A 24,364-nucleotide genomic window follows, 5' to 3' on the forward strand; every position below is an offset into this window, starting at 1 on the left:
CTCTTTCACTCGGATCGTCCGGCACGTTCCTGCCGGTGAAAGGAAGCGCTGCACCATGGCTACGGTCACCTACTCGAAAGCCACCCGGATCTACCCGGGTACGGAGCGCCCAGCGGTCGACCACCTCGACCTGGAGATCGGCGACGGCGAGTTCCTCGTCCTGGTCGGCCCCTCCGGCTGCGGCAAGTCCACCAGCCTGCGGATGCTCGCCGGGCTGGAAGACGTCGACGACGGCTCGATCTACATCGACACCCGGGACGTCACCCACCTGCCGCCGAAGGCCCGCGACATCGCGATGGTCTTCCAGAACTACGCGCTCTACCCGCACATGACCGTCTACGAGAACATGGCGTTCGCGCTGAAGCTCCGCAAGACCTCGAAGTCGGAGATCGACCGGCGGGTCAAGGAAGCGGCCGCCCTGCTCCAGCTGGAGGACTACCTCAGCCGCAAGCCCAAGGCGCTCTCCGGCGGTCAGCGCCAGCGGGTCGCGATGGGCCGGGCGATCGTCCGCGAGCCCCAGGTCTTCCTGATGGACGAGCCGCTGTCCAACCTGGACGCCAAGCTCCGGGTGCAGACCCGTACCCAGATCGCGACTCTCCAGGCCAAGCTCGGCGTCACCACCGTCTACGTGACGCACGACCAGGTCGAGGCGATGACCATGGGCCACCGGGTGGCGGTCATGCTGGACGGCGTACTCCAGCAGGTCGACACCCCGCGTGAGCTCTACGACACCCCGGCCAACGTCTTCGTCGCCGGCTTCATGGGCTCCCCCGCCATGAACATCAAGACCGTGCCGCTGACGGACAACGGCGCCATGTTCGCCGATCTGGCCATCTCGCTGACCCGGGAGCAGATTGCCGCGGCCAAGGCCGAGGGCGGCAACGGCAAGGTGACCGTCGGCTTCCGTCCGGAGGACTGCGACCTGGTCTCGGAGGGCGAGGGCGGCCTCGCCGTCGTCGTCGAGCTGGTCGAGGACCTGGGCTCGGACGCGAACATCTATGGCCACGCCGCGATCGACGGCACCTCGGAGCGGTTCGTGGTACGTACCGACCGACGGCACATGCCGAACATGGGTGACACCGTCTACGTCAAGCCGCGTACCGGCCGGAACCACGCGTTCCACGCCGTGACCGGCAACCGGATCTGATCCGACCGGACGAACACGTCGGGGCGGTCGCTTCTACTCGGAAGCGCCCGCCCCGATCGTTTTCCACGCAGTCCGCCAGCGCGCCGTGCCGGGCGACGCCGGCGAATCCGTGGTCCAGGTCGCGTCGCGGGTGCCGGGGACCGACCCATGCCGGTCGCCGACCTCGCTACCTGCGCCTGATGTGCGGCGAGGTCAGATCTTGCCCGCGCCCGCACCTGCGGTGACGGCCGCCTTGACCGTGCCGACGCTGTCGGCGGTGTATCCGTACGGGACCGGGGCCACGGATCCGTTGGTCTCGCACGGTCCGGAGTTGGTCAGCGAGTTGTTCCGGGCCACCAGCCGTCCGGGATCGGAGTCGGCGTACCCGCTCGCTGACCAGCACGCCTGCTGCACGTTCTCGAAGACGTTGGCTTCGACGAGTACCCCGGCGTTCATCGTGGAGGCGATGGCGTAGGAGTCGGCGTTGTTGTTGACGTTGGAGTAGTAGTTGTTGAAGACGTGCACCGTCTCGCCGAAGCGCACCCGGGGGCTGCGCTCGAAGGTCCGGTCGAACCAGTTGTGGTGGTACGTGATCCGCAGGTGACCCACGTCCTCGCCGGAGTTGCCGTCGGAGTGCCCGACCAGCGAGGTCTTCCAGTGGTTGCGGACGACGTTCCAGGACAGCGTGATGTAGTCACCGGCGTGGGTGATGTCGATCATGCCGTCGTAGTGGTCGGGGTCGTCCTCGATGGTGCTGGACAGCGTGTTGTGGTCGATCCAGATGTGCGTCGCGTTCTCGATCTGGATCGCGTCCCCGCCGGTCACCCCGCGGATGTTCATGTTCTGGATGATCACGTTGGCCGGCTGCATGTCCTCGATGTTGAGGGTGGTGCCGGAGATGCCGGAGTTCGCGCCGACGCCCCGGATCGTCTTGTTCGCGGTGATCTCCACCGTCCCCGAGCCACTGAGCATGCCGTTGACCAGGATGGTCCTGGTCCCCGAGGCCTGCGCCTGGGTCCGGAAGTCCGCGAAACTCGTCACGGTGACCGTGGAGCCACCCGCACCGCCGGTGGTGCCACCGGCCTGGGCGGCCCAGCCGACCAGTCCGGTCTGCGGCGGGCCGCTGGTCGGCGGCGGCGTCGTGGGTGCCGGAGTGGTGGGCGGGGGCGTCGTCGGGTTCGTGGTCGGACCGCCGGGCAGCCCGACCCGGCCCACACCGGCCTGCGCGGAGACCACGGCCTTCATGTCGCAGGCGGTCTGCACGGTGTACGGGTACGGCGGGTTGCTGACGCTACCGCCGGTCTGGCCGGCGCCCGAGTTGATCAGACAGTTGTTCCGGGCCACCAGCCGGCCGTCCCCGGAGTCCCCCTCACCGAGGTGGTACGGGTCGTCGACGTTCTCGAAGTAGTTGCCCTCGACGATCACGCCCGCGTTCTCGGTCGACGCGACACCGTAGTTGCCGGTGTTCAGGTAGTAGTTGTTGTAGACGTGCACCTGGTCGCCGAAGCGGACCCGGGGGTTGCGCTGGTTGGTGTTGTCGAAGAAGTTGTGGTGGTAGCTGACCAACAGATAGCCGACGTCCTGAGCGGCGTTGCCGTCGTCGTGCCCGAGCAGCATGTTCTTGTCGGTGCCGTCCGCGTGGTTGTACGAGATCGTCACGTACGACGAGCCGCGCTTGACGTCGACGCCGCCGTCGGCACCGGTCGTCCAGGTGTTGTGGTCGATCCAGATGTGGTGCGAGAACATCTGCACGTTCACCGCGTCGTCGTCCCAGTTGCGGAAGTTGAGGTTCCGCAGGATGACGTTGTGCACCGCGTTCGACGGCGGCGAGGTGATGTCGTCGTCGATCGGCAGGCCGATGTTGAGGCCACCGCCGGTGAAGCCGGAGTTGGACCCGAGGCCGACGATCGTCTTGTCCGAGCTGACCTCGTGCATCGGTCCGGGCAGATCGATCATTCCGCTGACCTGGATGATCTTCGATCCGGCCGACGCCGCCTCGGTGACGAACTGTGCCGCCGAGGTGACCGTGACGGTCGGTCCGCCCGCGCCACCGGTGGTGCCGTTCTGGCCGAGCGCGTTGACCCCGGCCCAGCCGTCGGCCACGTTGGTCCCGGGGTTGCCGGTCGGTGGCGGGGTGGTGGTCGGGCCACCGGTCGGCGGGGTGGTCGGCGTGCTCACGCTGTCGCTGACCAGTACGTCGTCGAAGTTGGCGGTGGCGTTGAAGGTGGCCACCCCGATTCGGCCGGTGGCGTACTGGCTGTCGGTGCCCTCGGTGAGCAGCGTTCCGTTGACGTACCCGCGCAGCGAGCTGCCGGAGACGTCGAGCCGCAGGGTGTACCAGCTGTTCAGGCCGACTGCCACGCTGGCGGTGTCCAGCGTGGTCGAGGAGCCGCCGGAGAGCCGCTTCAGCTCGACCGTGTTGTTGCTGCGCAGCGCCAGGTAGTAGTAGCTGGTGTTGCTCTGCACCCGGGCCAGCACCGCGACGAACCGGTTCGAGCCGTTGAACGCGGTCGGCTTGACCCGGGTCTGCACGGTGTAGTTGCTCCAGCTCGTGGTGCCGGCCAGCGCCCGGGCGTCGCTGCTGCTGCCACCCTGCTGGTAGACCCGGCTGCCGTCGGTGCCCACCGACCAGGAGCCGCCGGATGCGGTCCAGCCGCTGGAATTGCCGTCCTCGAAGTCGTCGGAGAAGAGCGTCGCGGCCTGGGCGGTGGCGCCCATTCCGACCGCGAGGGCGACCGCGGCGAGCGCGGCGCCGGTCGAGATCAGGAGACCACGGCGGTGTCTCCGCCGGGTTTCGGTGATACTCACGGAACCTCCTCGGGTTATGTGTTTGCCCTGTCGGGCACCGGCCTCGAAATCATGAGCTTTGCATTGACGTCTATCGATCTTTAGGTGCCGGATCGCCCCGGGACGGCCAGACTCGACGCGGGGGCGTGCGGAGAAAACGGGACCACGGGGACGGCCGGCGTGGCGACCTGCCGGCGTACGAGACCGACCGGGAGTGGCCTGTGCCGGAACCGCGCGGCGGTGCGGTGGTGCGGGCCGGTACCGCCGCGCGCGGAATCCCTAGAAGGGCAACTTTCCGGTGCCGCTGCCCGTCATCACCGTCGCCCGGATGCCGTTCGGGTCGGCGACGGTGTAGGAGTAGTAACTGCTCGGCTCGGTCACCGAGCCGCCGGAGTCACCCGGCTCGCTCGTACCGGCCAGCACGTTGTTCCGGGCGACCAGCCGGCCCCGGTCCCCGGCGTAGCTGATCGACCACGGCACCTCGACGTCCTCGAAGTAGTTGCCCTCGACCACGCAGCCCGAGTTCATCTGGCAGGCCACTCCGACGTCGGTGTTGTAGACGAAGTAGTTGTTGAAGACGTGCACCGGGTCGCCGAACCTGACCCGGGGGTTGCGCTGCGGCGTACGGTCGAACCAGTTGTGGTGGTAGGTGACCTTGAGATATCCGGTGTCCTGCGCCGCGTTGCTGTCGTCGTGCCCGAGCAGCATGTTCTTGGTGTGGTGGTGCGTGTGGTTCCACGACACCGTCACGTAGCTGGCGCCCCGCTTGACGTCGATGAGGCCGTCGTAACCGGCCGACAGGTCGTTGTGGTCGATCCAGACGTGGTGCGAGAACATCTGCACGTTGATCGCGTCGTCGACGGTGTTCCGGAAGTTCAGGTTCCGGACGATCACGTTGTGGATGGCGTTCGCCGGCGGGCTGGTCGCGTCGCTCACCGGCAGCCCGATGTTCAGCCCGCCGCCGGTGATCCCGGAGTTGGCGCCCACCCCGACGATGGTCTTGTCGGACATCACGTCGTGCATCGGGCCGGGCAGCGCGATCATGCCGTTGACCCGGATGTTCAGCGGGCCGGGCTGGCTGATCGCGGTGAGCAGGTCGGTGGCGTTCGAGACGGTCACCGTCGGGCCGCCGGCCCCACCGGTGGTGCCGTTCTGGCCGAGCGCGTTCACCGACGCGAAGCCGACCGGCGGGGCGCCCGGGTCGAGCGGCGGACCCGTCGGCGGCAGGGTCGGCCCGGTGGTCGGGCCACCGGTCGGCGGCGTACCGGTCACGGTCGCCACCTCGACGTCGTCGAAGGAGGCGCTGGCGTACGAGGCGGCCAGGCCGACCCGCCCGGAGGCGAGTACGGAGTCGGTGGCCTGCACCGACAGGCTGCCGTTGACGTACCCGCGCAGCGTGCTGCCGGTCGCCTCCAGCCGCAGCGTCGCCCAGGTGTTCGCCGGTACCGCGCCGGAACCGCCGGCCAGCGCCACCGGCGCCGAACCGTCCCGCTTGACCAGTTGCACTCCGCCGCTGCTGGTGACCACGAACGCGTAGTAGCGGCTGGAGCTCTGCGCCCGGGCGATCACCCCGACGTGCCGGTTGGCACCGTTGAACCCGGTCGGCTTGACCCGGGCCTGCACCGCGTAGTCGCTCCACGAGGTGGTGCCGGTGAGGGTACGCGCGTCGCTGCTCTGCCCGGACTGCCGGTAGACCCGGGTGCCGTCGGTCGCCACCGCCCAGCTTCCGCCGGAGGTCGACCAGCCGGAGGAGTTGCCGTCCTCGAAGTTGTCCGTGAGCAGGCTGTCGGCGAAGGCGGCCGGCATCGCGACGGTGATCGCGGCAGCGGCGAGCATTCCGGCCGCGCCCGCGACGGCGACCAGCCGCCACCTCGGTCGTCCCCCGGACTGGTTGGCATGCACAGTGAGCCTCCCTGTGGTGGTGGGGGTGGTGGGCCGCCGCCTGCGCGGCGACGGCGGCGGTGTGGGGTACTGCGTTCTCGGCGGCGCCGCGCCGCCGCGGGCTGACCCGGTGGGACGACCGGGTCAGGGCCGGACCGGCCGCCGGTCGGTTCCGGCGAGGGTCCGCACCACCGGCGGTACCGATGGAATCGAGGGGCCGGGGCTAGACCGGAAGCCGACCGGCCCCGGCGAGGGCCTGCACCACCAACGGGACGAGTGGAGCGGGTAGCGCCGGCCCGGCCCGGAGCGTCGGCGTCCAACCGGCGTCGCCGCCCAGGTCGGGGTCGTGCTCGACGTTGTACGCGGCCAGCAGGCTCACCGGCCGGGCCGGCTTCCGGCCCTCGCGTACCCAGTTGCCCCGCTCGGTGATCGCCGTGCCGTCCCAGTCGTAGAGCAGGTCCGCCGCGGTGACGCCGGAGCCGAGCGTGAAGTGGTTGTTCTCGGCGTAGACCGCCGACTGCACCCCGACCCCGATCGCGTAGCTGAACCCGTCACCGGCGAGCCGGTAGGCGTTGTTGTAGATGTCGACCTGGCCGAACCGCACCCGGGGCAGCCGCTGCATCGTGCCGTCGAAGAGGTTGTGGTGCAGCGTGACGTTGAGCCGGCCGACGTCCGGGCCGACGGTGTTCGACGAGCCGATCAGCATCACCTTGTCCCGGGCGACGAACCGGTTGTACGAGGCGGTCACCCGGCTGGCGGTGTGCGTCACGTCGAGCGACCCGTCGTGCACCATGTACGGCCGTCCGAAATAGACCGGCAGCCCGCTGTCCGGGTTGGCGCCGTCGGTGAAGGTGTTGTGGTCGACCCAGACGTTCTCGCTGCGCCGTACCGACATCAGGTCGAACTGGGAGTTCCAGTTGCCGGCGTCCCCGTCCGTCGGCGACCAAGCCGGGAAGCAGTCCCGGGCGTCGGCGAGGGTCAGGTTGCGCACGATCACGTTGTTGGCGGTGTCCACCATCAGGGTCAGCCCGGCGAGCGTGGCACCGCGCAGCCCGACGATGGTGGTGTTCGGCCCGACGTTGATCTGGGTCTGCCGGGTCTGGTTCGCCACCGACCGGACCCGGGCCTGCTCCAGCGGCCCGGACGGCGCCACCCGCCCCCAGATCGCCGGGTCGTACGCGGCCAGGTAGGCGTCGAGCGAGTATTCCGGGTCGGCCAGGTCGGTGCAGTCGAGCAGCCGCCCGTCGGCGGCCTCGAAACCGTCGATCCGGCCCTTGACATAGATGATCTTCGGAGTCGCGTTGCTCCTGTTGGTGGCGTTGTCGCCACCGAGCGCCTGCACCAACTCGGTCCTGGTCCGGACCACGTGCACCTGGTCCGGGGTGGCCGCCGAGCCTCCGGTGGTGCCGGGGCCGGCGGCGGCCCAGCCGTCACCGGCCGGCAACACCTGCCGGCCCAGCGAGCGGGCCCCCCAGGACAATCCGTCCTTCCCGTGTGCGCCGGCCGTCGCGGGCGCCGCCAGGGCGCCGGAGACCACGAGAAGACTGCCGACCACGGCGGCGGTCAACCTGCTCGATCGCATCCCACTCTCCGCGTCTGTCTACCGTTTGCCGGATCTCGTAACGGCTACGAAATCCTCCTGTTATTGAACGGTAGGCATCAGCACTTAAGGGTGTCAATGCGTTCTGTTTGCAGGTATGTTGCACTGAATAGAGGCAATAACGATTTGCTCGGCGACCCTATGCCGAGTAGAGGGATATTCGGTCCGATTTCTATCGAACAGTTCTCCCCGAGATTTGCAGTCTGCCGTCCGTTGTCACGCAGGACTTCCGGCCGTCACGCATCGCCCGTCTCCCTCTCCACCGCCGCCCGGTGCGGTTTCACCGCCCACGGCACAGCCAGCTCCGACAGCAGCACGCCCTCGGCCGCCGCCCGGCGCAGTACCGCGTTCACTCCCCGGATCGTCAACACCCGGTCCGGCCCCGCCCCGGTCGCCACCACCCGGTCCCCGCCGACCAGCTCCGGTTCCGGGGCGGCCGAGATCGCCTGCACCAGGGCGGTGAACGCCGCCGTCCGGGCAAGCGGCGCGATCAGCGGCACTCCGCCCGGGTCGGCCCGGTTCTCCAGCAGGTTCTCCAGCAGGTTCACCCGGCCCGGCACCTCGCGTGGCCCCGGGTCACCGGGCAGCGTCAACCGGTCGGCGGTGTATTCCAGCACCGCCCGGCCAGTCGTGCCGTGCACGATCACCTCACCGGCGATGAAGTCCTCACCGGCGAGCGTCACCGCGGCCAGCAGCGGCAGGCCGCAACCGAGGGTCGCCCGCAGCGCGGCGGTGTCGTCCACCTCGATCGGCCGGGTCCGGTAGCGCTCCAACTCGACCTGCGCCGGCCAGTCCGGCGGCGCGCCGTCGACCGCGCCCAGTGGCGCGACCGCGCCGGCCGCCACGGCCACCCCGGCCACCGCCAGGCACTGCATCACCGCGTGCGCCAGCGGATTGACGAGTACGCCGTCCAGCGCCGGCCGCCCGTCCAGGCTGCGCCGGCCGGCCCACGGAGCGCGGGCGTAGTAGCCGTCGGTGCGTTGCCAGGAGGCGACTGTGGAGACCCCGGTGACCCGACCCAGCCGGCCGTCGGCGACCGCGGAGGTCAGCTCGCGCAGCGCCGTCGAGCCGAGCGCCTGGAAACCGATCTGGGCCACCCGGCCCGCCTCGGCAAGCGCACCGGCCAGGGTGCGGTGCTCGGCCAGCGACAGCACCGGCGGCTTCTCCAGCAGCAGGTCCGCGCCGGCCCGGATCGCGTCCAGCGCGATCGGCAGGTGGGTGTGCGGCGGGGTGCAGATCACCACCACGTCCGGGCGTACCGCACCGAGCATCTCGCGATGGTCGGTGAAGATGCTCGTGCCGGGCGGGACCGGCGCGTCCGGCGCCGCCTCCACCGGGCGTACGTCGACCAGGGCGACCAGTTCCAGCTTCCCGGCGTCGTGCAGCGGGGCGATGATCCGGCGGTGCCACAGCCCGTGCCCGCTCGCCCCGACCAGCGCCACCCTCGGCGGTGCCCCGACCCCGGTCATGCCGCACCCGCCAACGTCTTCTCCACCCCGTGTCGGTCCAGCGCGGTGAGCCACTCGACCACCAGCTCGCGTACCTCGTCGTCGGCGGCCAGTTCCGTTGGGAAGACCTCGGTCAACCCGAACAGCGCCTCCACCGTGCCGGCCGGGGAGCGCCTTCCGGCGGCCAGGGCCGCCCGGATCCGGTCGGCGAGCGGGTCGTCCAGGGGCAGCGACGTACCGTCGTCGGCGTGGCCCTGGGCGAAGCGCATCCAGGCCGCCACCACCAGGGTCGCCCAGCGGGGCCGGGCCCCCGCCGCGCGCAGGTCCGCGATGGTGTGCAGCACCCGCTGCGGCAGCTTCTGCGAGCCGTCCATGGCGATCTGGATGGTGCGGTGCCGGATCACCGGGTTGGCGAAGCGCTCCAGCACCTCCTCGCCGTAGTCGACCACCGAGACGCCGTCCGGCGGGGTGAAGCTCCTCGCCACGTCCTCGGCGATCAGCCGGCGCAGCACCCCGGCCAGGTGCGGGATTTCCAGCGCCTCCGCGATGGTCTCCCGGCCGGCCAGCGCGCCGAGGTACGCCGTTGCCGAGTGCACGCCGTTCAGCGCCCGCAGCTTGAGCCGCTCCCACGGGCCGGCGTCGTCGGTGAGCACCGCCCCGGCCCGCTCCCAGGCCGGTCGCCCGCCCGGGAACCGGTCCTCGATCACCCACTGCCGGTACGGCTCGGCGGCCACCGCCGCCAGGTCGCTCACCCCGAGCGCCACATGCGCGTCGGCCAGCGTCTGCGGGGTGCTCGCCGGCACGATCCGGTCCACCATGGTGCCGGGGAAGCTGACGTTCTCGCGCAGCCAGTCGGCGATCCGCTCGGACCGGCCGCCGGCGGCGTCGCCGACCACCTGGAGCGCCTGGCCGACCAGGCTGTGCAGCCGCTCCCCGTTCGACGGCAGGTTGTCGCAGCTCACCAGCGCGATCGGCCCGGCCTGGGCGACCGCCCGGGCAAGCAGCCCCTGGACCAGCAGGCCCGGCACGGTCTGCGGCGGCCGGTCGGTGGTCAGGTCGGCCAGCACCGCCTCGTCCGGCCGGAGCCGGCCGGTCGCCGGGTCGAGCTGGTACGCCTTCTCGGTCACCGTCAACGTCACCACCCGGATCGCCGGGTCGGCCAGCAGCGCGACGATCGCCGCCGGGTCGCTGGCCGCGTGCCGGACTCCGGCGAGCGCCCCGACCACCCGGGTCTGGTTGCCCGCCCCGGAGCTGCTGGTGACGCTGAACAGGCAGTCCTGGGCGGCGAGCGTGCTCACCATGTCGGTGCTGCGCGGCGCCACTCCGACGATGCCCCAGTCGCCACCCGCCGCCGCGACCGCCTCCTCGGTGTAGACCGCCTGGTGGGCCCGATGGAACGCGCCCAGCCCGAGGTGCACGATCCCGGCCGGTACGGCACCGGGCCGGACCAGCGGGCGGCTCGACGCCGGCAGCCGGCGCAGCACGCCGAGGCCCAGCCGCGACGCGCCGACGGTCACGCCCATACCGGGCCGTCCGGGAAGGAGTACTCGGCGATCGAGCCGGGCTTCATGGTCGAGCTGTAACCGGGCTGCTCCGGCAGGAGATAGCGGCCGCCACGGGTGCGTACCGGGTCGACGAAGTGCTCGTGCAGGTGGTCGACGTACTCGACCATCCGGCCGTCCAGCGAGGTGCCGACCCGCAGGTAGTCGAAGATCGCCAGGTGCTGGACGTACTCGCAGAGGCCGACGCCGCCGGCGTGCGGGCAGATCGGCACGCCGAACTTCGCCGCCATCAGCATCACCGAGAGCACCTCGTTGACCCCGCCGATCCGGCACGCGTCGATCTGGCAGACCCGGATCGCCTCGGCCTGCATGAGCTGCTTGAAGATGACCCGGTTCGCCGCCACCTCGCCGGTGGCGACCCGGCAGCGCCCGCCGGAGAGCCCGGTCACCGCCTCGGCGATCCGGGCGTGCCCGAGTACGTCGTCGGCGTGCGTCGGCTCCTCGATCCAGTACGGGTCGAACTCGACCAGTTTCGACATGTTGGCGATCGCCTCGTCGACGTCCCAGACCTGGTTGGCGTCCATCATCAGCAGCGCGTCCGGGCCGATCTCCCCGCGGATGATCCGCGCCCGGCGTACGTCGTCGTCGACCGGGCCGCCGACCTTCATCTTCATCGCCCGCCACCCCTGGGCGTACGCCTCGCGGGTCAGCGCCCGGACCTTGTCGTCCGGATAGCCGAGCCAGCCGACCGAGGTGGTGTACGACGGGAACCCGTCCCGCTCCAGTTCGGCGAGCCGGTCCGCCAGGCCGACCTGCCCCTTGTCCAGGATGGCGGCGGCCTCGGCCGGGTTGATCGCGTCGATGATGTGGTGGAAGTCGACGTTGCGGACCAGTTCCTCGCTCGGCATCTCGGCGAGCAGCCGCCACAGCGGCTTACCCTCGAGCTTGGCCCGCAGGTCCCAGACTGCGTTGACCAGGGCGCCGGTCGCCATGTGGATGACGCCCTTCTCCGGCCCCAGCCAGCGCAACTGCACGTCGGCGCTGAGCGACCGCCAGAACGCCACCGGCTGCGCGACGATCTCGGCCATCGTCCGGCCGACCACATGGTGGGCCAGGGCGCGGATGGCGGCGCAGGTCAGCTCGTTGCCCCGGCCGTTGGTGAAGGTGAACCCGGCCCCGAAGGTCCCGTCCGGCGCGTCGGTACGCAACTCGACGTAGCTGGCGGAGTAGTCGCCCCGGTTGATCGCGTCCGAGCCGTCTCCGGCCGCCGCCGTCGGAAACCGCACGTCGTGCACGTCGACGCCGGTGATGGTCACATTCACTGAGCTTGCCTTTCGTTCGCGACTGCGGGACTCACTCGCTGCGCTCGCTCATTCCTCGCGCTCACCTGTTACCGCTCCCGAGCTTGAAGACCTTCTTGGGCAGGTGGTAGGCGAGGTCGACGATGGTCTCGGCCGCCTCGTCCAGCGGCAGCCGGTGCTCGGCGACGAGCCGGGCCAGGAAGCCGGCGTCGATCCGCCGGGCCACGTCGTGGCGTACCGGGATCGAGCAGAACGCCCGGGTGTCGTCGACGAAGCCGGCGGTGTTGTAGAAGCCGGCGGTCTCGGTCACCGCCTCGCGGAACCGGCGCAGCACCTCTGGGGAGTCCAGGAACCACCAGGGCGCGCCCAGGTAGAGCGCCGCGTAGCCGCCGGCCAGCGGGGCCAGTTCCCGGGTGAAGGTGTACTCGTCGAGCGTGTAGACGACGACCCGCAGCCGGGGGTCGTTGCCGTACGCGTCCAGCAGCGGGGTGAGCGCGTGCAGGTACTCTGTGGCCTGCGGGATGTCGCCGCCGACGTCCCGGCCGTGCTTGGCGTAGAGCCAGCGGTTGTGGTTACGCACCGAGCCCGGGTGCAGCTGCATCACCAGGCCGTCCTCTATGGACATCCGGGCGAACTCGACCAGCATGTGCGCCCGGAACGCCTCGGCGTCCTCCGGGTTGGCCTCGCCGCGCAGGCCGCGCTCGTAGAGGGCGCTCGCCTCGGCCTCGCCCAGTCGCAGGGTCAGCGCGGTCGGGTGGCCGTGGTCGGTGGAGGTGGCCCCGGCGGCGACGAACGCCTCGCGGCGCCGGCGCAGCGCGGCGAGGTAGCCGGGGTACGTCCCGGTGTCCTCGCCGGCGATCTCGCCGAGCCGGGCGACGTTGTCGGCCCAGCCGTCGAACTCCATGTCGACGACGTTGTCCGGCCGGAAGGTGGTGATCACCCGGCCGCCGGGCCCGCCCCAGCCGTCGGCGGCAAGCTTGGCGTGCCGGCCCAGCTCGTCCAGCGGCGACTCGGTGGTGGCCAGCACCTCGATGTTGAAGCGTTCGAAGAGCGCCCGGGGCCGGAACTCCGGCTGGGCGAGCTGGGCCGCGATTGCGTCGTAGGTGTCGTCGGCGGTGCCCGGGGAGAGTCGGGTCTCGATCCCGAAGACGTTCCGGAAGGTCTCCTCCAGCCAGAGCCGGCTCGGGGTACCCCGGAACAGGTGCCAGTGCGCCGCGAACCGCCGCCAGATGGTCCGGCCGTCCGTCTCGACCGGATCGCCGTCCACCGCCGGTACGCCCAGCTCGGCCGGGGTGATCCCCTGGCTGAGCAGCATCCGGGTCAGGTAGTGGTCCGGGACGATGATCAGCCGTGCCGGGTCCGGGAAGGCGACGTCGTCGGCGAGGATGCCCGGGTCGACGTGCCCGTGCGGGGAGATCAGCGGCCGGTCCCGGACCAGCGCGTACAGCTCGCGGGCGATCGCCCGCTGGCTGGGCTCGGACGGGAAGAGCAGGTCGGGCCGGTCGGACGGTGCGGACACGGGCTGGCTCCTTGCGATCAGGGGATGGTGAGCAGCTCGGCGACGCGGACCGGCTGCCCGGTTTCGAAGGATCGGTTCGCGGCCAGGCCGGTGAGCAGGGCGAGCGCGCCGTCCCGGGCGGTGGCCGCCCGGTCCATCGGGTCGGTGTGGCCGCCGAAGAGCACCGCAGTCATCCGGGCGTCCGCGCCGCCGTGTCCGGTACGGGTGTAGCCGGAGACCGGTACCTCCCGGGGCTGCTCCCAGAACGGCCGCAGAGTGATCTTCGCCCAACCCTCCTCCACGGCGGCCTGTACGCCGTGCAGCGCGGCACCCTTCAGCTCGCCGGCCGCCTGCGGGCTGACGAAGTCGCTCTCCACCACCTCGAGTTCGAGTCGCCCCCGGCTGCCGTTGAACATCACCCGGTAACCCTCCCAGGGTGCGTACGCGGTCAGGTGGTAGGTCATGGTGGCACCGCTGTCGTACTGCGCCAGCACCGCCATGTCGTCCTCGATGGTCACCCCGGACGCGAAGACGTTCTGGTCGCGGTGGTAGCCGTCCTCGGCCTCCGCCTCCAGATAGAGCGCCCGCAGCCTCGGGTGGTCGGCCAGGTGCAGCGCGAACGGGTCGTCCGCGGCGGCCGCCGAGCCGTGCGCCCGGTCGTACGGGCGGGCGTAGCCGTGCCGCTTGCCGGCCTCGTCGCCGTAGAAGAAGAGCCGGCCCGAGGCGTAGACCTGGACCGGCTTCGCGTCCAGCCACCAGTTGACCAGGTCGAAGTGGTGACTCGCCTTGTGCACCATCAGCCCGCCGGAGTTGGCCTTGTCCCGGTGCCAGCGCCGGAAGTAGTCGGCACCGTGTCGTACGTCGAGCAGCCACTCGAAGTGGACGGAGCCGATCTCACCGATGGCACCCTCGGCGAGTACCTCCCGGACCTTCTCGTGCAACGGGTTGTAGCGATAGTTGAAGGCGACCGAAACTTTCCGGCCGGTTTCCGCAACAGTCCGCAGGATCCGCTCGCACCGGGGGACGTCGGTGGTCATCGGCTTCTCGGTGATCACGTCGCACCCGGCCCGCAGCGCGGCGACGATGTACTCGTCGTGCGTCCGGTCCACACTGGTCACCAGCACGACGTCGACCCGTTCCTTCTCCAGCATGGAGGAGAACTCGCTGGCCAGGTACGTCGGCACCGGGTCGAAGTCGAGTTCCGCGAGCCAGCCGTTGTGCGCGTTCATCCGGGCCGGATTGACATCGGCGAAGGCGACCAGTTCGGCCGTGTTCGGGTGGTCCAGCACCAGGGCCCGGACGAACATCTCCGCACGCGCGCCCGTACCGACCAGGGCGAAACGCTGCCTTCCCGGGGTTACCGACATCCCAGCTCGCCTCCGTTGGCTGCAAAGGTTTGCAGGAGAAGTAACCACGCATCCCGGGCGGCCGTCAACGACCTACGGCAAAGCTGCGGCTTTTATACAGATCTGTAACTATGGGAGTGCTCCCATAGCTGCGTACCGCAACAAAGCCGTAACCGACCCCCGTTGACACCTGAGCAACCGTTTGCATTAATTGGCCAACCAAGTGACGGCAGACACACCGGCAGCCACAGAGAGGACTCGCGTGCCAGCCACCATTCGAGACGTCGCGCGGGCCTCCGGGGTGCACATCTCCACCGTCTCGCGGACGTTCTCGGCCCCGCACCTGGTCAACCCGGAGACCCGGAACCGGGTGCTGGCCTGCGCCGAACACCTCGGCTACCGGCCCAACCGGGCCGCCCGGGCACTGATCACGGGGCGCACCCACAACATCGGCCTGATCATCGCCGACATCGCCAACCCGTTCTTCCCACCGCTGATCAAGGCGGCGGAGAGCCAGGCCCGGCAGCGCGATTACCACATCTTCATCGCCGACACCAACGAGGACCCGGCGGCCGAGGAGGACCTGGTGCACGCCCTGGCCAAGCAGGTCGACGGCGTGCTGCTGTGCAGCCCACGGATGAGCAACAGCCTGATCGAGCAGCTCAGCCGTGAGGTGCCGCTGGTCGTGATCAACCGACAGGTCACCGGTCTGCCGGCCGTGGTGATGGACGTAGGCCAGGGCGCCCGGCTCGCCGTCGAACACCTGACCGGGCTCGGGCACCGCGAGCTGGCCCTGCTTGGCGGGCCGCGCGGTTCGTGGACCAACCGGGAGATCCGCCGGGCGGCCACCGCGGCCGCCCGGGCCGCGGACGCCTCGCTGACCGTGCTCGGCCCCAACCCGCCCACCGAGGGCGGCGGCATCGCCATGGCCGAACAGGTCCGCCGGACCGGTGCCACCGCCGTGCTCGCCTACAACGACCTGATGGCGATCGGCCTGATGGAGGGGCTGGACTCGCTCGGGCTACGGGTGCCGCAGGACATCAGCGTCGTCGGCATCGACGACATCGCGCTGAGCCGGCTCACCCGGCCCAAATTGACGACGGTGGCCACGCCAACCGCGGCCGCCGGCCGGACGGCCGTCGACATGCTCCTGCAACACGACGGTTCCTCCTCCGCACGCGCCGGGCGCGGCGGCGGACGGACCAGCACCGCCGACGACCGTCGCACCACCGCACAGGTAAGCCTGCAGACCGAGTTGGTCATCCGCGACTCGACGGGCGTCGGTCCGGCGGCTTCGGCCGACCGGCCCGGAACGGCGGCAGCAGCCGACCGCCCGGGCGCGGCATCTCCTGCTCGCCCGGGCCCGCACGGCCATCCGGCCCCGGGCGGCGCGACCGCGGCCACCCCCGAAAGTGTCGCCTCCTAACGCCAAGGAGTGAGCGAAATGCACCCCGCCACACCCCCGACGGCAAACGCGCCCGCCGCGCCCAGCCACCGTACCCTGCACCGTCGAGACCTGCTCCGCCGCTTCACGGCCGCGATGGTCGCTCTGCCCCTCGTCCTCGGCGCCGCTGCCTGCGGCGACGACGAGCAGGAGCCGGGCGGCCCGGTCAGCATCGAGTTCTTCTGGTGGGGCGGCGAGTCCCGGGCCGAGATGACCCAGAAGGCGCTCGACCTCTACAAGCAGAAGAACCCGAACGTCACCATCAACCCCGTCTGGCAGGCGTTCGACGGCTACTACGACAAGCTCGCCACCATTTCCGCCGGTGGCAACGCCCCGGACGTCTTCCAGATCGACGACAACGGCCTGGCGGAGTACGCGAGCCGCAACGTCACCCTCGACCTGACGCCGTACGTCAAGGACAACAAGATCGACCTCAGCAAGCACGCCGAGGGGCTGACCAAGTACGGCCAGCTCGACGGCAAGCAGGTGGCGGTCGCGACCGGCGAGAACACGCCGGCCATGATCTACGACAAGACCAAGCTCAAGGAGCTCGGCGTCAGCGAGCCCCAGGAGGGCTGGAGCTACGAGCAGCTCTTCGACTGGGCCGCCCAGGTGACCGCCAAGGGCGGTGGCAAGTACTGGGGCACCATGGACACCAGCTCCGACTACAAGGCGCTGTGGCTGTGGCTGCGAGCCCAGGGCAAGGAGTTCTACGACGGCAACAAGCTGGCGTTCACCGAGGCCGACCTCGCCTCCTGGTTCCGGCTCTGGCAGGGCGCCCGGGCCAAGAACGCCACCCCGCCGGCCGACGTCGTACACGAGGCGGTCACCGGCAGCGTCGCGACCCAGCTCGTGGTGACGGGCAAGGCCGCCACCTCGTTCATGTGGTCCAACCAGCTCGGCGAGTTGCAGAAGGCCACCAAGAACGAGCTGGGCATGGTCGCGTACCCCGGCGACCCGAAGGGGCAGTGGGCGCGAGCCTCGCTGTACTGGGCGGGGTCACGCAGCACCGAGCACCCGGAGGTGGTGGCCGACCTGATCAACTTCCTGGTCAACGACCCGGAGGTGGCGAAGATCTTCGGCGTCGACCGGGGGCTGCCGTCGAACATGGACACCCGTACCGCCATCGCGTCGACCCTGACCGACCCCGCGATGAAGGCGACGGTGGCCTTCGAGAACGCCCTGGCTCCCAAGTTCGGCCCGGCGCCCGTACCCCCGCCGAAGGGGCACAGCGGCCTGCGCAACAAGCTGCGTGACATCGCGGAGAGCGTGACCTACGGTCGCGCCACCCCCGAGGACGCCGCGAAGCAGTTCTTCGCCGAGGCCCAGGCGGCGCTCGCCGGCTGACCGCCCGGCAGGGGTGGGGAACCCGGGCAACCGTTCCCCACCCCTGCTGGGGCGTCGTTCGAGAGGAGAACCAACCCGTGGCTCTATCCACGGCGACCAAGTCGCGTCCCGGCGATGCGGCGCCGGCCGGTACGCCGGGCCGGCGGACGCGGGCCAGTCGGCGACACCGTGCCGAAGGGGTCGCCGGCTACGTCTTCCTTTCCCCGTGGCTGATCGGCCTGATGGCGATCACCGCCTTCCCCATGCTCTTCTCGCTCTACCTGAGCTTCACCAACTACGACGTGCTCTCCAGTTGGGAACTCGTCGAGTGGGTCGGGCTCGACAACTACCGGCGGATGTTCGGCGAGGATCCGGCGTTCTGGCACGCGGTGACGGTCACCCTGACGTACGCCCTGATCGCCGTGCCGCTCAAGCTCGCCGCCGCCCTGGGCGTCGCGCTGCTGCTCAACCGCGAGCGGCGTGGCGTCGGCCTGTTCCGCAGCCTGTTCTACCTGCCCTCGCTGCTGGGCGGAAGCGTCGCGCTGGCCCTGGTCTGGCGGGCCATGTTCGGCGGCGACGGTGCGTTCAACAGCTTCCTGGGACTCTTCGGAATCAGCGGCGAGGCCTGGGTGAACGACCCGACCTGGGCGCTCGAGACGCTGATGGTCCTGGCCATCTGGCAGTTCGGCGCCCCGATGGTGATCTTCCTCGCCGGGCTGAAGCAGGTACCGACCGAACTCTACGAGGCCGCCTCGGTCGACGGCGCCGGCAGGGTACGCCAGTTCTGGAACGTCACCCTGCCGATGCTCTCCCCGGTCATCTTCTTCAACCTGGTGCTGGAGACGATCAACGGATTCCAGGGCTTCACCTCGGCATACGTGATCAGCAACGGTACCGGCGGCCCGGTCTACTCCACGCTGCTCTACACCCTGCACATCTACGACCAGGGCTTCGGAGAGTTCCGGATGGGCTACGCGTCGGCGCTCTCCTGGGTCTTTCTGCTGGCTATCGCGGTGATCACCGTGATCTTCTTCAGCACCGGCCGGTTCTGGGTGCACTACTCCGACGGAGACGACTGATGGCAGTCCAGGCAGTCCGGGCAACCCCGGCCACCGGCCGCCGCTCGCGCGGCGTCGTCCGGGTCCTTGCGCTCGTCGGGGTGCTCGCCTTCGTGCTCTATCCGCTGCTGTGGATGGTCGGCTCGTCGCTGAAGTCACCGACCGAGGTGGTCAGTAACCTCTCCGTCATCCCACAGGAGGTGACCTGGGCCAACTATCCGGACGGCTGGAACTACATCAGAGACCTCAGCTTCGGCCGGTTCTTCCTCAACAGCACCGTGATCGCCCTGGCCACCGTGGTCGCCAACGCGGTCTCCTGCCTGGTGGCCGCGTACGCCTTCGCCCGGTTGCGGTTCCGGCTGCGGAAGATCTGGTTCACCGTCATGATCGGAACCCTGCTGCTCCCCAGCCACGTGCTGATCGTGCCGCAGTACGTGATGTTCAACTACTTCGGCTGGATCGACACGCCGCTGCCGCTGATCGTGCCGAAACTGCTCGCCACCGAGGCGTTCTTCGTCTTCCTGATGGTGCAGTTCATGCGTGGCATTCCACGCGAACTGGACGACGCCGCCAAGATCGACGGCTGTTCGCCGTACGGAGTGTTCCGGCACGTGATGCTGCCGCTGAGCCGGCCGGCGCTGGTCACCACGGCGATCTTCTCCTTCATCTGGACCTGGAACGACTTCTTCACCCAGCTCGTCTACCTGCCGAGCCCGACCAGTTACACCGTGCCGATCGGACTGCGGCTGTTCATCGACTCCAGCGGCCAGACGTCCCTCGGTCCCATGTTCGCGATGTCGGTACTGTCGCTGCTGCCGGTCTTCGTCTTCTTCCTGGCCTTCCAGCGCATGCTGGTACAGGGCATCAACACCAGCGGGCTCAAGGGATGAGGCGTCGGGGATGCAGACTCGGAGGATGACCCAGCCACCCGCTCCGAACTGGCCTGAGCAGCCCGCCCCCGACACCCGACCGGACTGGCGGGACACCCTGCGCAACGCCACCGACCTGGCGCTGCTCGGCATCGTCATCACCGTCGCGGCCCTGCCGGTGGTCACCGCCGGTGCTGCGGTCGCCACCGGCAGCGCCGCACTGCACTCCTGGATCGAGACCGGGAGTTGGCCCGGGGTACGGCCGGTGCTGCGGGACTTCCGCCGCGCGGTACTGCCCGGCATCCTGCCCACCCTGCTCGGCGGGATCGCCGCCGCCGTACTCGCGGTGAACCTGCTGGCGCTGACCCGGGGCGTCGTACCGGGCGGCGCGGTGCTGGTCGTGGTGACCGCCGCGCTGGCGGTGGCGGCCGGCGGCTTCGCCGGGCTGACCGCGGTGTGCCTCGGCCAGCGGGGCGGCCAGGGCTGGCGGGACGCGGTACGGCAGGCCGCCCGGACGGTGCGGGAACGCCCGGTGACCCTGCTCGGCACGGCCGGCACGGTCGCGCTGGCCACCCTGCTCTGCGTACTCATCCTGCCGCCGTTGACGCCGATCCTGGTCGGCTACACCCTCTTCGGGTTGCACGCCACCACCCGACGGCTGGCCGGCACCCCGCCATCCCCGGAGGATGCCGGATAGCCGGCCCCCGGCCCGGACGTCAACCCGGCCCGCAACGCCACACGGCCGGCGGCCGGGCGCCACAGGTTCACGCCGTACGGCCCGCGTCCGGGACGACCGGTCAGGACTCCGGCGGAGAGGACCTCGATCAGCCCGACTCTCCGTCGGCGGTCTGCCGGACCGGAGTGAACCGCACCGGGATCGCCCTCGGGGTACGCCCCCACGGCGACGGCACCGCCACCAACTCCTCGACGGGGATCGCCAGCCGTACCCCCGGCAGCAGATGCAGCGCGGTCTCGACGGCGGTACGGATGATCAGCCGGGCCGGGATCTGCGCCGGGCAGGCGTGCGGGCCGGCGCCCCAGGAGAGGTGTGCCCGGTTGCCGACCTCCCGCCACGGCTCACCCCTGGGATGGATCCGTGGGTCGGCGTTCGCCGCGGTGAACCCGAGGATCATCGCGTCGCCGCGCCGGACCGGCTGCCCGGCGAGTTCGGTGTCCCGCAGCGCGTACCGGGCCGGCGCGTTCGTCATCGGCGGGTCCCGCCACAGCACCTCGTCGATCGCATCGTCCACGCCGAGCCGGCCGCCCCGGAGCCGTCCGGCGAACCGCTCGTCGGTGAGCATCAGCCGCAGCGTCTGGGCGATGCAGCTCATGGTGTTCTCGTTCGCCGCCACCAGCAGCAGCACCATGGTGTCGTAGACCTCGGCGTCACCGCGCAGGTTCGGGTGTCCGGCCAGATAGCTGGTCAGGTCACCCAACGGGGCCGCCCGGCGGGCCGCGACGACGTCGGCGAGGATCTTCATGACCTTCTCCCGGGCGGCCAGCGCGTCCGCGCCCCAGGCGAACATCGCGGCCAGGCCGGCCTGGAGTTCGTGGCTCTGCACGGCGTCCAGACCGAACCGGTCCGCGACGGCCAGCACCGGGACGATCGCCGCGTAGTCGGCGACCAGGTCCGCCTCGCCCCGGCCGGCGAACGAACCGATCACGTCGGCGCAGAGCGCCGCGACCGCCCGGCGCATCGCGCGCTGGTCGATCTCGGCCATCCCACCGGCGATCGGGGCACGCAGCCGGCGGTGCCGCTCCCCGTTGACGAAGAAGGCATTGTCGTAGGGCGACATCATCGGGCGCAGCAGCGAGTCCGCCGGCAGGCTGCCGTCGTGGTGGGCCGACCAGTCGTCCGGGTCGCAGGAGTAGACCTGCTCCTGCCGGGTGACCGTAAGGATCTCCTGGTACCCCATGACCAGCCAGGCGTGCACGCCCGGCTCCAGCTCGACCGGGGCGACCGGGCCGTGCTCGGCCCGCAGCCGTGCGAAGACGTGCTGCGGGTCGGGGCAGGCGGTGGTGGCGGCCAACGGCACCAGTCCGGTCAGCTCGGCCAGCGGCTTGCGGGCACCGGCGGGGCTCTCGATCGCGGGGGAGGTTGTCACGAGACCATTTCCTGGGAGACGGGGATCTTCGGCGTGGCGTCGTCCGGCGCGGTGGCCGTGACGTCGAGGGCGTGCTGGACCAGGCTCGTCAACGCGGCCAGCACGGAGGCGCGGTCCCGGGCGTCGCAGTCCAGGATCGGCGTCCCCGGCAGCAGGTCCAGAGCGGTACGCAGCTCGTCGGCGGAGTGCGGCACCGTGTCCGGGAAGTGGTTGACCGCCACCACGAACGGCAACTCGGTGCCGATCTCCAACTGGTCGAAGACCTCGAAGCTGGCCTCCAGCCGCCCGGGCCGGGTGTCGACCAGCACCAGTACCCCGGCGGCGCCCTCGGCGAGCCCCTCCCACAGGTCCCAGAACCGCCGCTGTCCTGGGGTGCCGAACAGGTACAGCGCCAGGCTCTGGTTGAGGGTGATCCGGCCGAAGTCCATCGCCACGGTGGTGGTGCGCTTGTCACCCACCCCGGCCAGGTCGTCGACCCCCTCGCTGACCTGGGTGACGATCTCCTCGGTGCGCAGCGGGGTAATCTCGCTGACCGAGCCGATCAGGGTGGTCTTGCCAACCCCGAAGCTGCCGACCACCAGGATCTTCACCGACTTGGTCACGGTCCCGGGCAGGTAACCGTCAGAGCGCGCGGAGACCATTCAGCACCTCTTGGAGTAGTTCCCGGGGAAGCTGCGGGGCGCGAGGGCTTCCGGCCCGCGCGGTCAGGTGGCCGGAGTCGACCAGGTCGCTCGCGAGTACGCGTACGACGCTCACCGGCAACTCCAGCCGGGCGGCGACCTCGACCAGGGAGAGCAGCCCCCGGCACATCGCCAGCAGGGCACGTTCCTGACGACCGGCCGAGATCGGCAGCGAGGGCGCCGGATCGGTCGCGATCAGCAGCGTGTCGACGCTGATCGTGTTGCGCGACGGGCGGGCCCGCCCCTTCGTGAGCACGTACGGCCGCAGCGCCGAGTCGCGGTATTCGCGGCTCCGGTCGTCAGGAGGGGTCATCCACGCTCCCTGGTCCGGTCTGTCATGTCCTGACCCCGCCGCCCCCGGTCATGCCCCGGCACCGTGCCGGGCCGTGGTGGCGAGGTTGCGTTCACCAATCTTGTTGACCTGGGACTGCATCTGGTGCGCGATGAGTGCCGGATCGACGGCCGGTTCGGTCACCACCGCAAGGTGCGAGCCGTCCCCGGCCCGCCGGACGAACAGGTATCCGCCGTCGAAGTCGATCATCAGCGAACGGAGGGACCGTCCGCCGGAGCCGAACTCCCGGCCCACGCTCCGGCCGAGCGACTGCAACCCGGAACAGGCGGCGGCCAGCCGGTCGGCGACGTCCTGCTCGGTGTGCTCGGACCGGACCATCGCCAGACCGTCGGCGGAGAGCACCACGGCGTGCCGGACGTACGGCACCGAGACCACCTCGGCCAGCATCCAGTTCTGGTCTTGCTTCGCGCTCATCGTTCGTCATCCTTCGTGGTTGTCGGCGGTCAGCGAGAGCCCTCCGGGCCCGCTTGCGCACCGGTCCGGCCGCCGGAGATGAAGGCGCCCATCCAGGAGCCGGCCTGCTCCGGCGTCGGCTCCGGGGAGACCGCCGCCGGTGCCGCCGCTTCCGGGGCGGCCAGTTCCGCCGCTTCCGGGGCGGCCAGTTCCGCCGCTTCCGGGGCGGCCAGTTCCGCCGCTTCCGGGGCGGCCAGTTCCGCCGCTCCGGGGGCGGCCGACACGGTCTCGCCACGTCGGGACCGCCGGCGGGGCAGTGTCGGGCCGGCCTCCGGATCGGCGGGTTCCACCTCGACCGGCCTCGGCCCCGGCTCCGGCCGCACGGCCGGCGGCTCTGTCAGCACCGGGGCCGGCGGGCGCATCACCACCGCCTCCGGCGGGTCCACCGTCTCCACGACCTTCGACGGGATCAGCACCACGGCCCGCAGCCCACCGTACGGGGATTCGCTCAGATCCGCCCGGAAACCGTGCCGGCGTACGTAGTGACCGACGACGGCGAGCCCGGTCTGCGGGATTTCGCCCAGCTCGCCCAGCCCGACCGGGCGGCGTCCGGAGACGGTCTCCCGAGCCTGCGCCAGCCGGTGGTCGTCCATTCCGATGCCGCCGTCGTCGATCTCGATGACCGCACCGCGCTGCACCCGCCGCACCGTCACCGGGACGCTGGTGGCCGGCGGCGAGGACTGGGTGGCGTTGGCCAGCAACTCCGCCACCAGGTGGATGACCGGCTCCACCACCTCGGCGGCGACCGCCACGTCCTGGTCGCCGGAGACCTCGACCCGCTGGTACGCCAGGATCCGGGCCGAGGCGGCGCGTACCACGTCCACCATGGCCAGCGGCTCCTGCCACTGCTGCCCCGGCCACTCTCCACAGAGCACGGCGAGGCTCTGCGCGTGCCGGGCCTGCTGCGCGGCGGCGTGGTCGACCCGCATGCTGGACTCCACCACGTCCGGGTCGTGCTGGTGCCGTTCGGCCATCAGCGAGACCTGCTCCTGGATGGAGTGCGCCGCCGTCTGTACCCGGCGGGACAGCGCCACCACCGCCAGCCGCAACGACTCCTCGCGCTCGTCCGACCGCTTCAGCGCGCTGGTCGCCTCGGCGAGGATTCCGTCGATCAGGCCGGTCGTCCGGTCGCCCAGCACCGGATCGTGCCGGCTGGACGGCACCGGCGCCCCAGCCAGTACCGCCGGGAGCCGGACCCGGAGCAGATGGTCGAGGGCGTTGTCCACCGCCGCCGACCGGGCCTCGGCCCGTTCCCGCCACTGCGTCTCGCGCTCCGCCAGCTGCTGCTGGTAGCTGCGCACCTGCCGCTCGAACTCCCGCTCGCGCTCGTCGAGCGCCGCCCGGGCGGCCCGCTGCCGGCGCCGGAGCACCGCCAGCAGCACCAGCGCCAGCCCGGCGGCCACCGCCCCGAGCGCGGTGACCACCAACCCCGGCGGATCGGTGCCGAGCACGGCGGCGACCACGGCCGCCGTACCGGCCAGGGCGGTGAGGAGGAAGGTGGCCGACCACACCGAGCGGCCCTCGGACAACGGACGACCTGACGGTCCAAGAGGTGTCATGTTCACCTTCGAGCGGAAGATCGGGCAGG

Annotated in this window: 19 protein-coding genes; 6 read left to right on the top strand and 13 right to left on the bottom strand. The window is 70.7% G+C overall.

What is annotated here, in order from left to right:
• Nucleotides 1–55 precede the first annotated feature (55 nt).
• Entirely contained in the window at nt 56–1,147 is a 1,092-nt protein-coding gene (locus R6Y94_RS16565; protein WP_318396755.1) for a sn-glycerol-3-phosphate ABC transporter ATP-binding protein UgpC, read from the top strand.
• 192 nt (nt 1,148–1,339) lie between these two features.
• Here R6Y94_RS16565 and R6Y94_RS16570 read toward each other — a convergent pair whose 3' ends face one another.
• The 8 genes from R6Y94_RS16570 to R6Y94_RS16605 all read right to left on the bottom strand — a co-directional run bounded on the left by R6Y94_RS16570 (nt 1,340) and on the right by R6Y94_RS16605 (nt 14,510).
• Entirely contained in the window at nt 1,340–3,934 is a 2,595-nt protein-coding gene (locus R6Y94_RS16570) for a family 16 glycoside hydrolase (RefSeq protein ID WP_318396756.1), read from the bottom strand.
• Between the two features lie 258 nt (nt 3,935–4,192).
• The gene (locus R6Y94_RS16575) at nt 4,193–5,815 is read right to left on the bottom strand and encodes a polysaccharide lyase family 1 protein (protein ID WP_318396757.1); all 1,623 of its coding nucleotides are present in this window, start codon (nt 5,813–5,815) and stop codon (nt 4,193–4,195) included.
• A 202-nt stretch (nt 5,816–6,017) separates the two neighbouring features.
• Nucleotides 6,018–7,376 carry a pectate lyase gene (locus tag R6Y94_RS16580; protein WP_318396758.1) on the bottom strand — a complete coding sequence of 453 codons (1,359 nt, stop codon included), beginning with the start codon at nt 7,374–7,376 and terminating at the stop codon, nt 6,018–6,020.
• A 254-nt stretch (nt 7,377–7,630) separates the two neighbouring features.
• A complete protein-coding gene (locus R6Y94_RS16585) occupies nt 7,631–8,863 on the bottom strand; it encodes a Gfo/Idh/MocA family oxidoreductase (protein WP_318396759.1) in 1,233 nt (410 codons plus the stop codon).
• Nucleotides 8,860–10,365: a mannitol dehydrogenase family protein gene (locus R6Y94_RS16590; protein ID WP_318396760.1), complete on the bottom strand. Its 1,506-nt coding sequence runs from the start codon at nt 10,363–10,365 to the stop codon at nt 8,860–8,862. Before R6Y94_RS16590 ends, R6Y94_RS16585 begins: the two co-directional genes overlap by 4 nt.
• Nucleotides 10,356–11,666, bottom strand: coding sequence for an enolase C-terminal domain-like protein (locus R6Y94_RS16595; RefSeq protein ID WP_318396761.1), 1,311 nt, complete (start codon nt 11,664–11,666; stop codon nt 10,356–10,358). The genes R6Y94_RS16590 and R6Y94_RS16595 overlap by 10 nt, the downstream gene beginning before the upstream one ends.
• A gap of 61 nt (nt 11,667–11,727) precedes the next feature.
• Nucleotides 11,728–13,164, bottom strand: coding sequence for a glucuronate isomerase (gene uxaC / locus R6Y94_RS16600; RefSeq protein ID WP_318396762.1), 1,437 nt, complete (start codon nt 13,162–13,164; stop codon nt 11,728–11,730).
• 17 nt (nt 13,165–13,181) lie between these two features.
• A complete protein-coding gene (locus R6Y94_RS16605) occupies nt 13,182–14,510 on the bottom strand; it encodes a Gfo/Idh/MocA family oxidoreductase (RefSeq protein ID WP_318396763.1) in 1,329 nt (442 codons plus the stop codon).
• A gap of 241 nt (nt 14,511–14,751) precedes the next feature.
• Here R6Y94_RS16605 and R6Y94_RS16610 point away from each other — a divergent pair, with 241 nt between their 5' ends.
• The 5 genes from R6Y94_RS16610 (at nt 14,752) to R6Y94_RS16630 (ending at nt 19,883) form a co-directional block, all read left to right on the top strand.
• Complete coding sequence (locus R6Y94_RS16610) at nt 14,752–15,915, top strand: LacI family DNA-binding transcriptional regulator (RefSeq protein WP_318396764.1); 1,164 nt, start codon at nt 14,752–14,754, stop codon at nt 15,913–15,915.
• Between the two features lie 18 nt (nt 15,916–15,933).
• Nucleotides 15,934–17,280, top strand: a complete 1,347-nt coding sequence (locus R6Y94_RS16615) for an ABC transporter substrate-binding protein (RefSeq protein ID WP_318396765.1) — start codon at nt 15,934–15,936, stop codon at nt 17,278–17,280.
• Nucleotides 17,281–17,357: 77 nt separating this feature from the next.
• Nucleotides 17,358–18,338, top strand: a complete 981-nt coding sequence (locus tag R6Y94_RS16620) for a carbohydrate ABC transporter permease (RefSeq protein WP_412102776.1) — start codon at nt 17,358–17,360, stop codon at nt 18,336–18,338.
• The gene (locus R6Y94_RS16625; RefSeq protein ID WP_318396766.1) at nt 18,338–19,207 is read left to right on the top strand and encodes a carbohydrate ABC transporter permease; all 870 of its coding nucleotides are present in this window, start codon (nt 18,338–18,340) and stop codon (nt 19,205–19,207) included. The genes R6Y94_RS16620 and R6Y94_RS16625 overlap by 1 nt, the downstream gene beginning before the upstream one ends.
• A gap of 25 nt (nt 19,208–19,232) precedes the next feature.
• Complete coding sequence (locus R6Y94_RS16630; protein WP_318396767.1) at nt 19,233–19,883, top strand: hypothetical protein; 651 nt, start codon at nt 19,233–19,235, stop codon at nt 19,881–19,883.
• Nucleotides 19,884–20,010: 127 nt separating this feature from the next.
• Here R6Y94_RS16630 and R6Y94_RS16635 read toward each other — a convergent pair whose 3' ends face one another.
• The 5 genes from R6Y94_RS16635 to R6Y94_RS16655 are packed head-to-tail and all read right to left on the bottom strand — an operon-like array spanning nt 20,011 to nt 24,305.
• Nucleotides 20,011–21,291 carry a cytochrome P450 gene (locus tag R6Y94_RS16635; protein WP_318396768.1) on the bottom strand — a complete coding sequence of 427 codons (1,281 nt, stop codon included), beginning with the start codon at nt 21,289–21,291 and terminating at the stop codon, nt 20,011–20,013.
• Nucleotides 21,288–21,932: a GTP-binding protein gene (locus R6Y94_RS16640; protein WP_318396769.1), complete on the bottom strand. Its 645-nt coding sequence runs from the start codon at nt 21,930–21,932 to the stop codon at nt 21,288–21,290. Before R6Y94_RS16640 ends, R6Y94_RS16635 begins: the two co-directional genes overlap by 4 nt.
• The gene (locus R6Y94_RS16645) at nt 21,913–22,284 is read right to left on the bottom strand and encodes a DUF742 domain-containing protein (RefSeq protein WP_318396770.1); all 372 of its coding nucleotides are present in this window, start codon (nt 22,282–22,284) and stop codon (nt 21,913–21,915) included. Before R6Y94_RS16645 ends, R6Y94_RS16640 begins: the two co-directional genes overlap by 20 nt.
• Nucleotides 22,285–22,332: 48 nt before the next feature.
• A complete protein-coding gene (locus R6Y94_RS16650; RefSeq protein ID WP_318396771.1) occupies nt 22,333–22,737 on the bottom strand; it encodes a roadblock/LC7 domain-containing protein in 405 nt (134 codons plus the stop codon).
• A gap of 29 nt (nt 22,738–22,766) precedes the next feature.
• Nucleotides 22,767–24,305 (bottom strand): ATP-binding protein, encoded by a 1,539-nt coding sequence (locus tag R6Y94_RS16655; RefSeq protein WP_318396772.1) that lies wholly within the window; start codon nt 24,303–24,305, stop codon nt 22,767–22,769.
• Nucleotides 24,306–24,364 lie beyond the last annotated feature (59 nt).

Source organism: Plantactinospora sp. KLBMP9567 (assembly GCF_033446045.1).
Lineage (GTDB): Bacteria > Actinomycetota > Actinomycetes > Mycobacteriales > Micromonosporaceae > Plantactinospora.

Excerpts from the sequence above, each read along its gene's own strand:
- R6Y94_RS16585 (WP_318396759.1), bottom strand. The coding sequence starts at position 8,863 with ATGACCGGGGTCGGGGCACCGCCGAGGGTGGCGCTGGTCGGGGCGAGC.
- R6Y94_RS16625 (WP_318396766.1), top strand. The coding sequence starts at position 18,338 with ATGGCAGTCCAGGCAGTCCGGGCAACCCCGGCCACCGGCCGCCGCTCG.
- R6Y94_RS16615 (WP_318396765.1), top strand. The coding sequence starts at position 15,934 with ATGCACCCCGCCACACCCCCGACGGCAAACGCGCCCGCCGCGCCCAGC.
- R6Y94_RS16605 (WP_318396763.1), bottom strand. The coding sequence starts at position 14,510 with ATGTCGGTAACCCCGGGAAGGCAGCGTTTCGCCCTGGTCGGTACGGGC.
- R6Y94_RS16590 (WP_318396760.1), bottom strand. The coding sequence starts at position 10,365 with ATGGGCGTGACCGTCGGCGCGTCGCGGCTGGGCCTCGGCGTGCTGCGC.
- R6Y94_RS16650 (WP_318396771.1), bottom strand. The coding sequence starts at position 22,737 with ATGAGCGCGAAGCAAGACCAGAACTGGATGCTGGCCGAGGTGGTCTCG.
- R6Y94_RS16640 (WP_318396769.1), bottom strand. The coding sequence starts at position 21,932 with ATGGTCTCCGCGCGCTCTGACGGTTACCTGCCCGGGACCGTGACCAAG.
- R6Y94_RS16645 (WP_318396770.1), bottom strand. The coding sequence starts at position 22,284 with ATGACCCCTCCTGACGACCGGAGCCGCGAATACCGCGACTCGGCGCTG.
- R6Y94_RS16580 (WP_318396758.1), bottom strand. The coding sequence starts at position 7,376 with ATGCGATCGAGCAGGTTGACCGCCGCCGTGGTCGGCAGTCTTCTCGTG.
- R6Y94_RS16630 (WP_318396767.1), top strand. The coding sequence starts at position 19,233 with ATGACCCAGCCACCCGCTCCGAACTGGCCTGAGCAGCCCGCCCCCGAC.
- R6Y94_RS16565 (WP_318396755.1), top strand. The coding sequence starts at position 56 with ATGGCTACGGTCACCTACTCGAAAGCCACCCGGATCTACCCGGGTACG.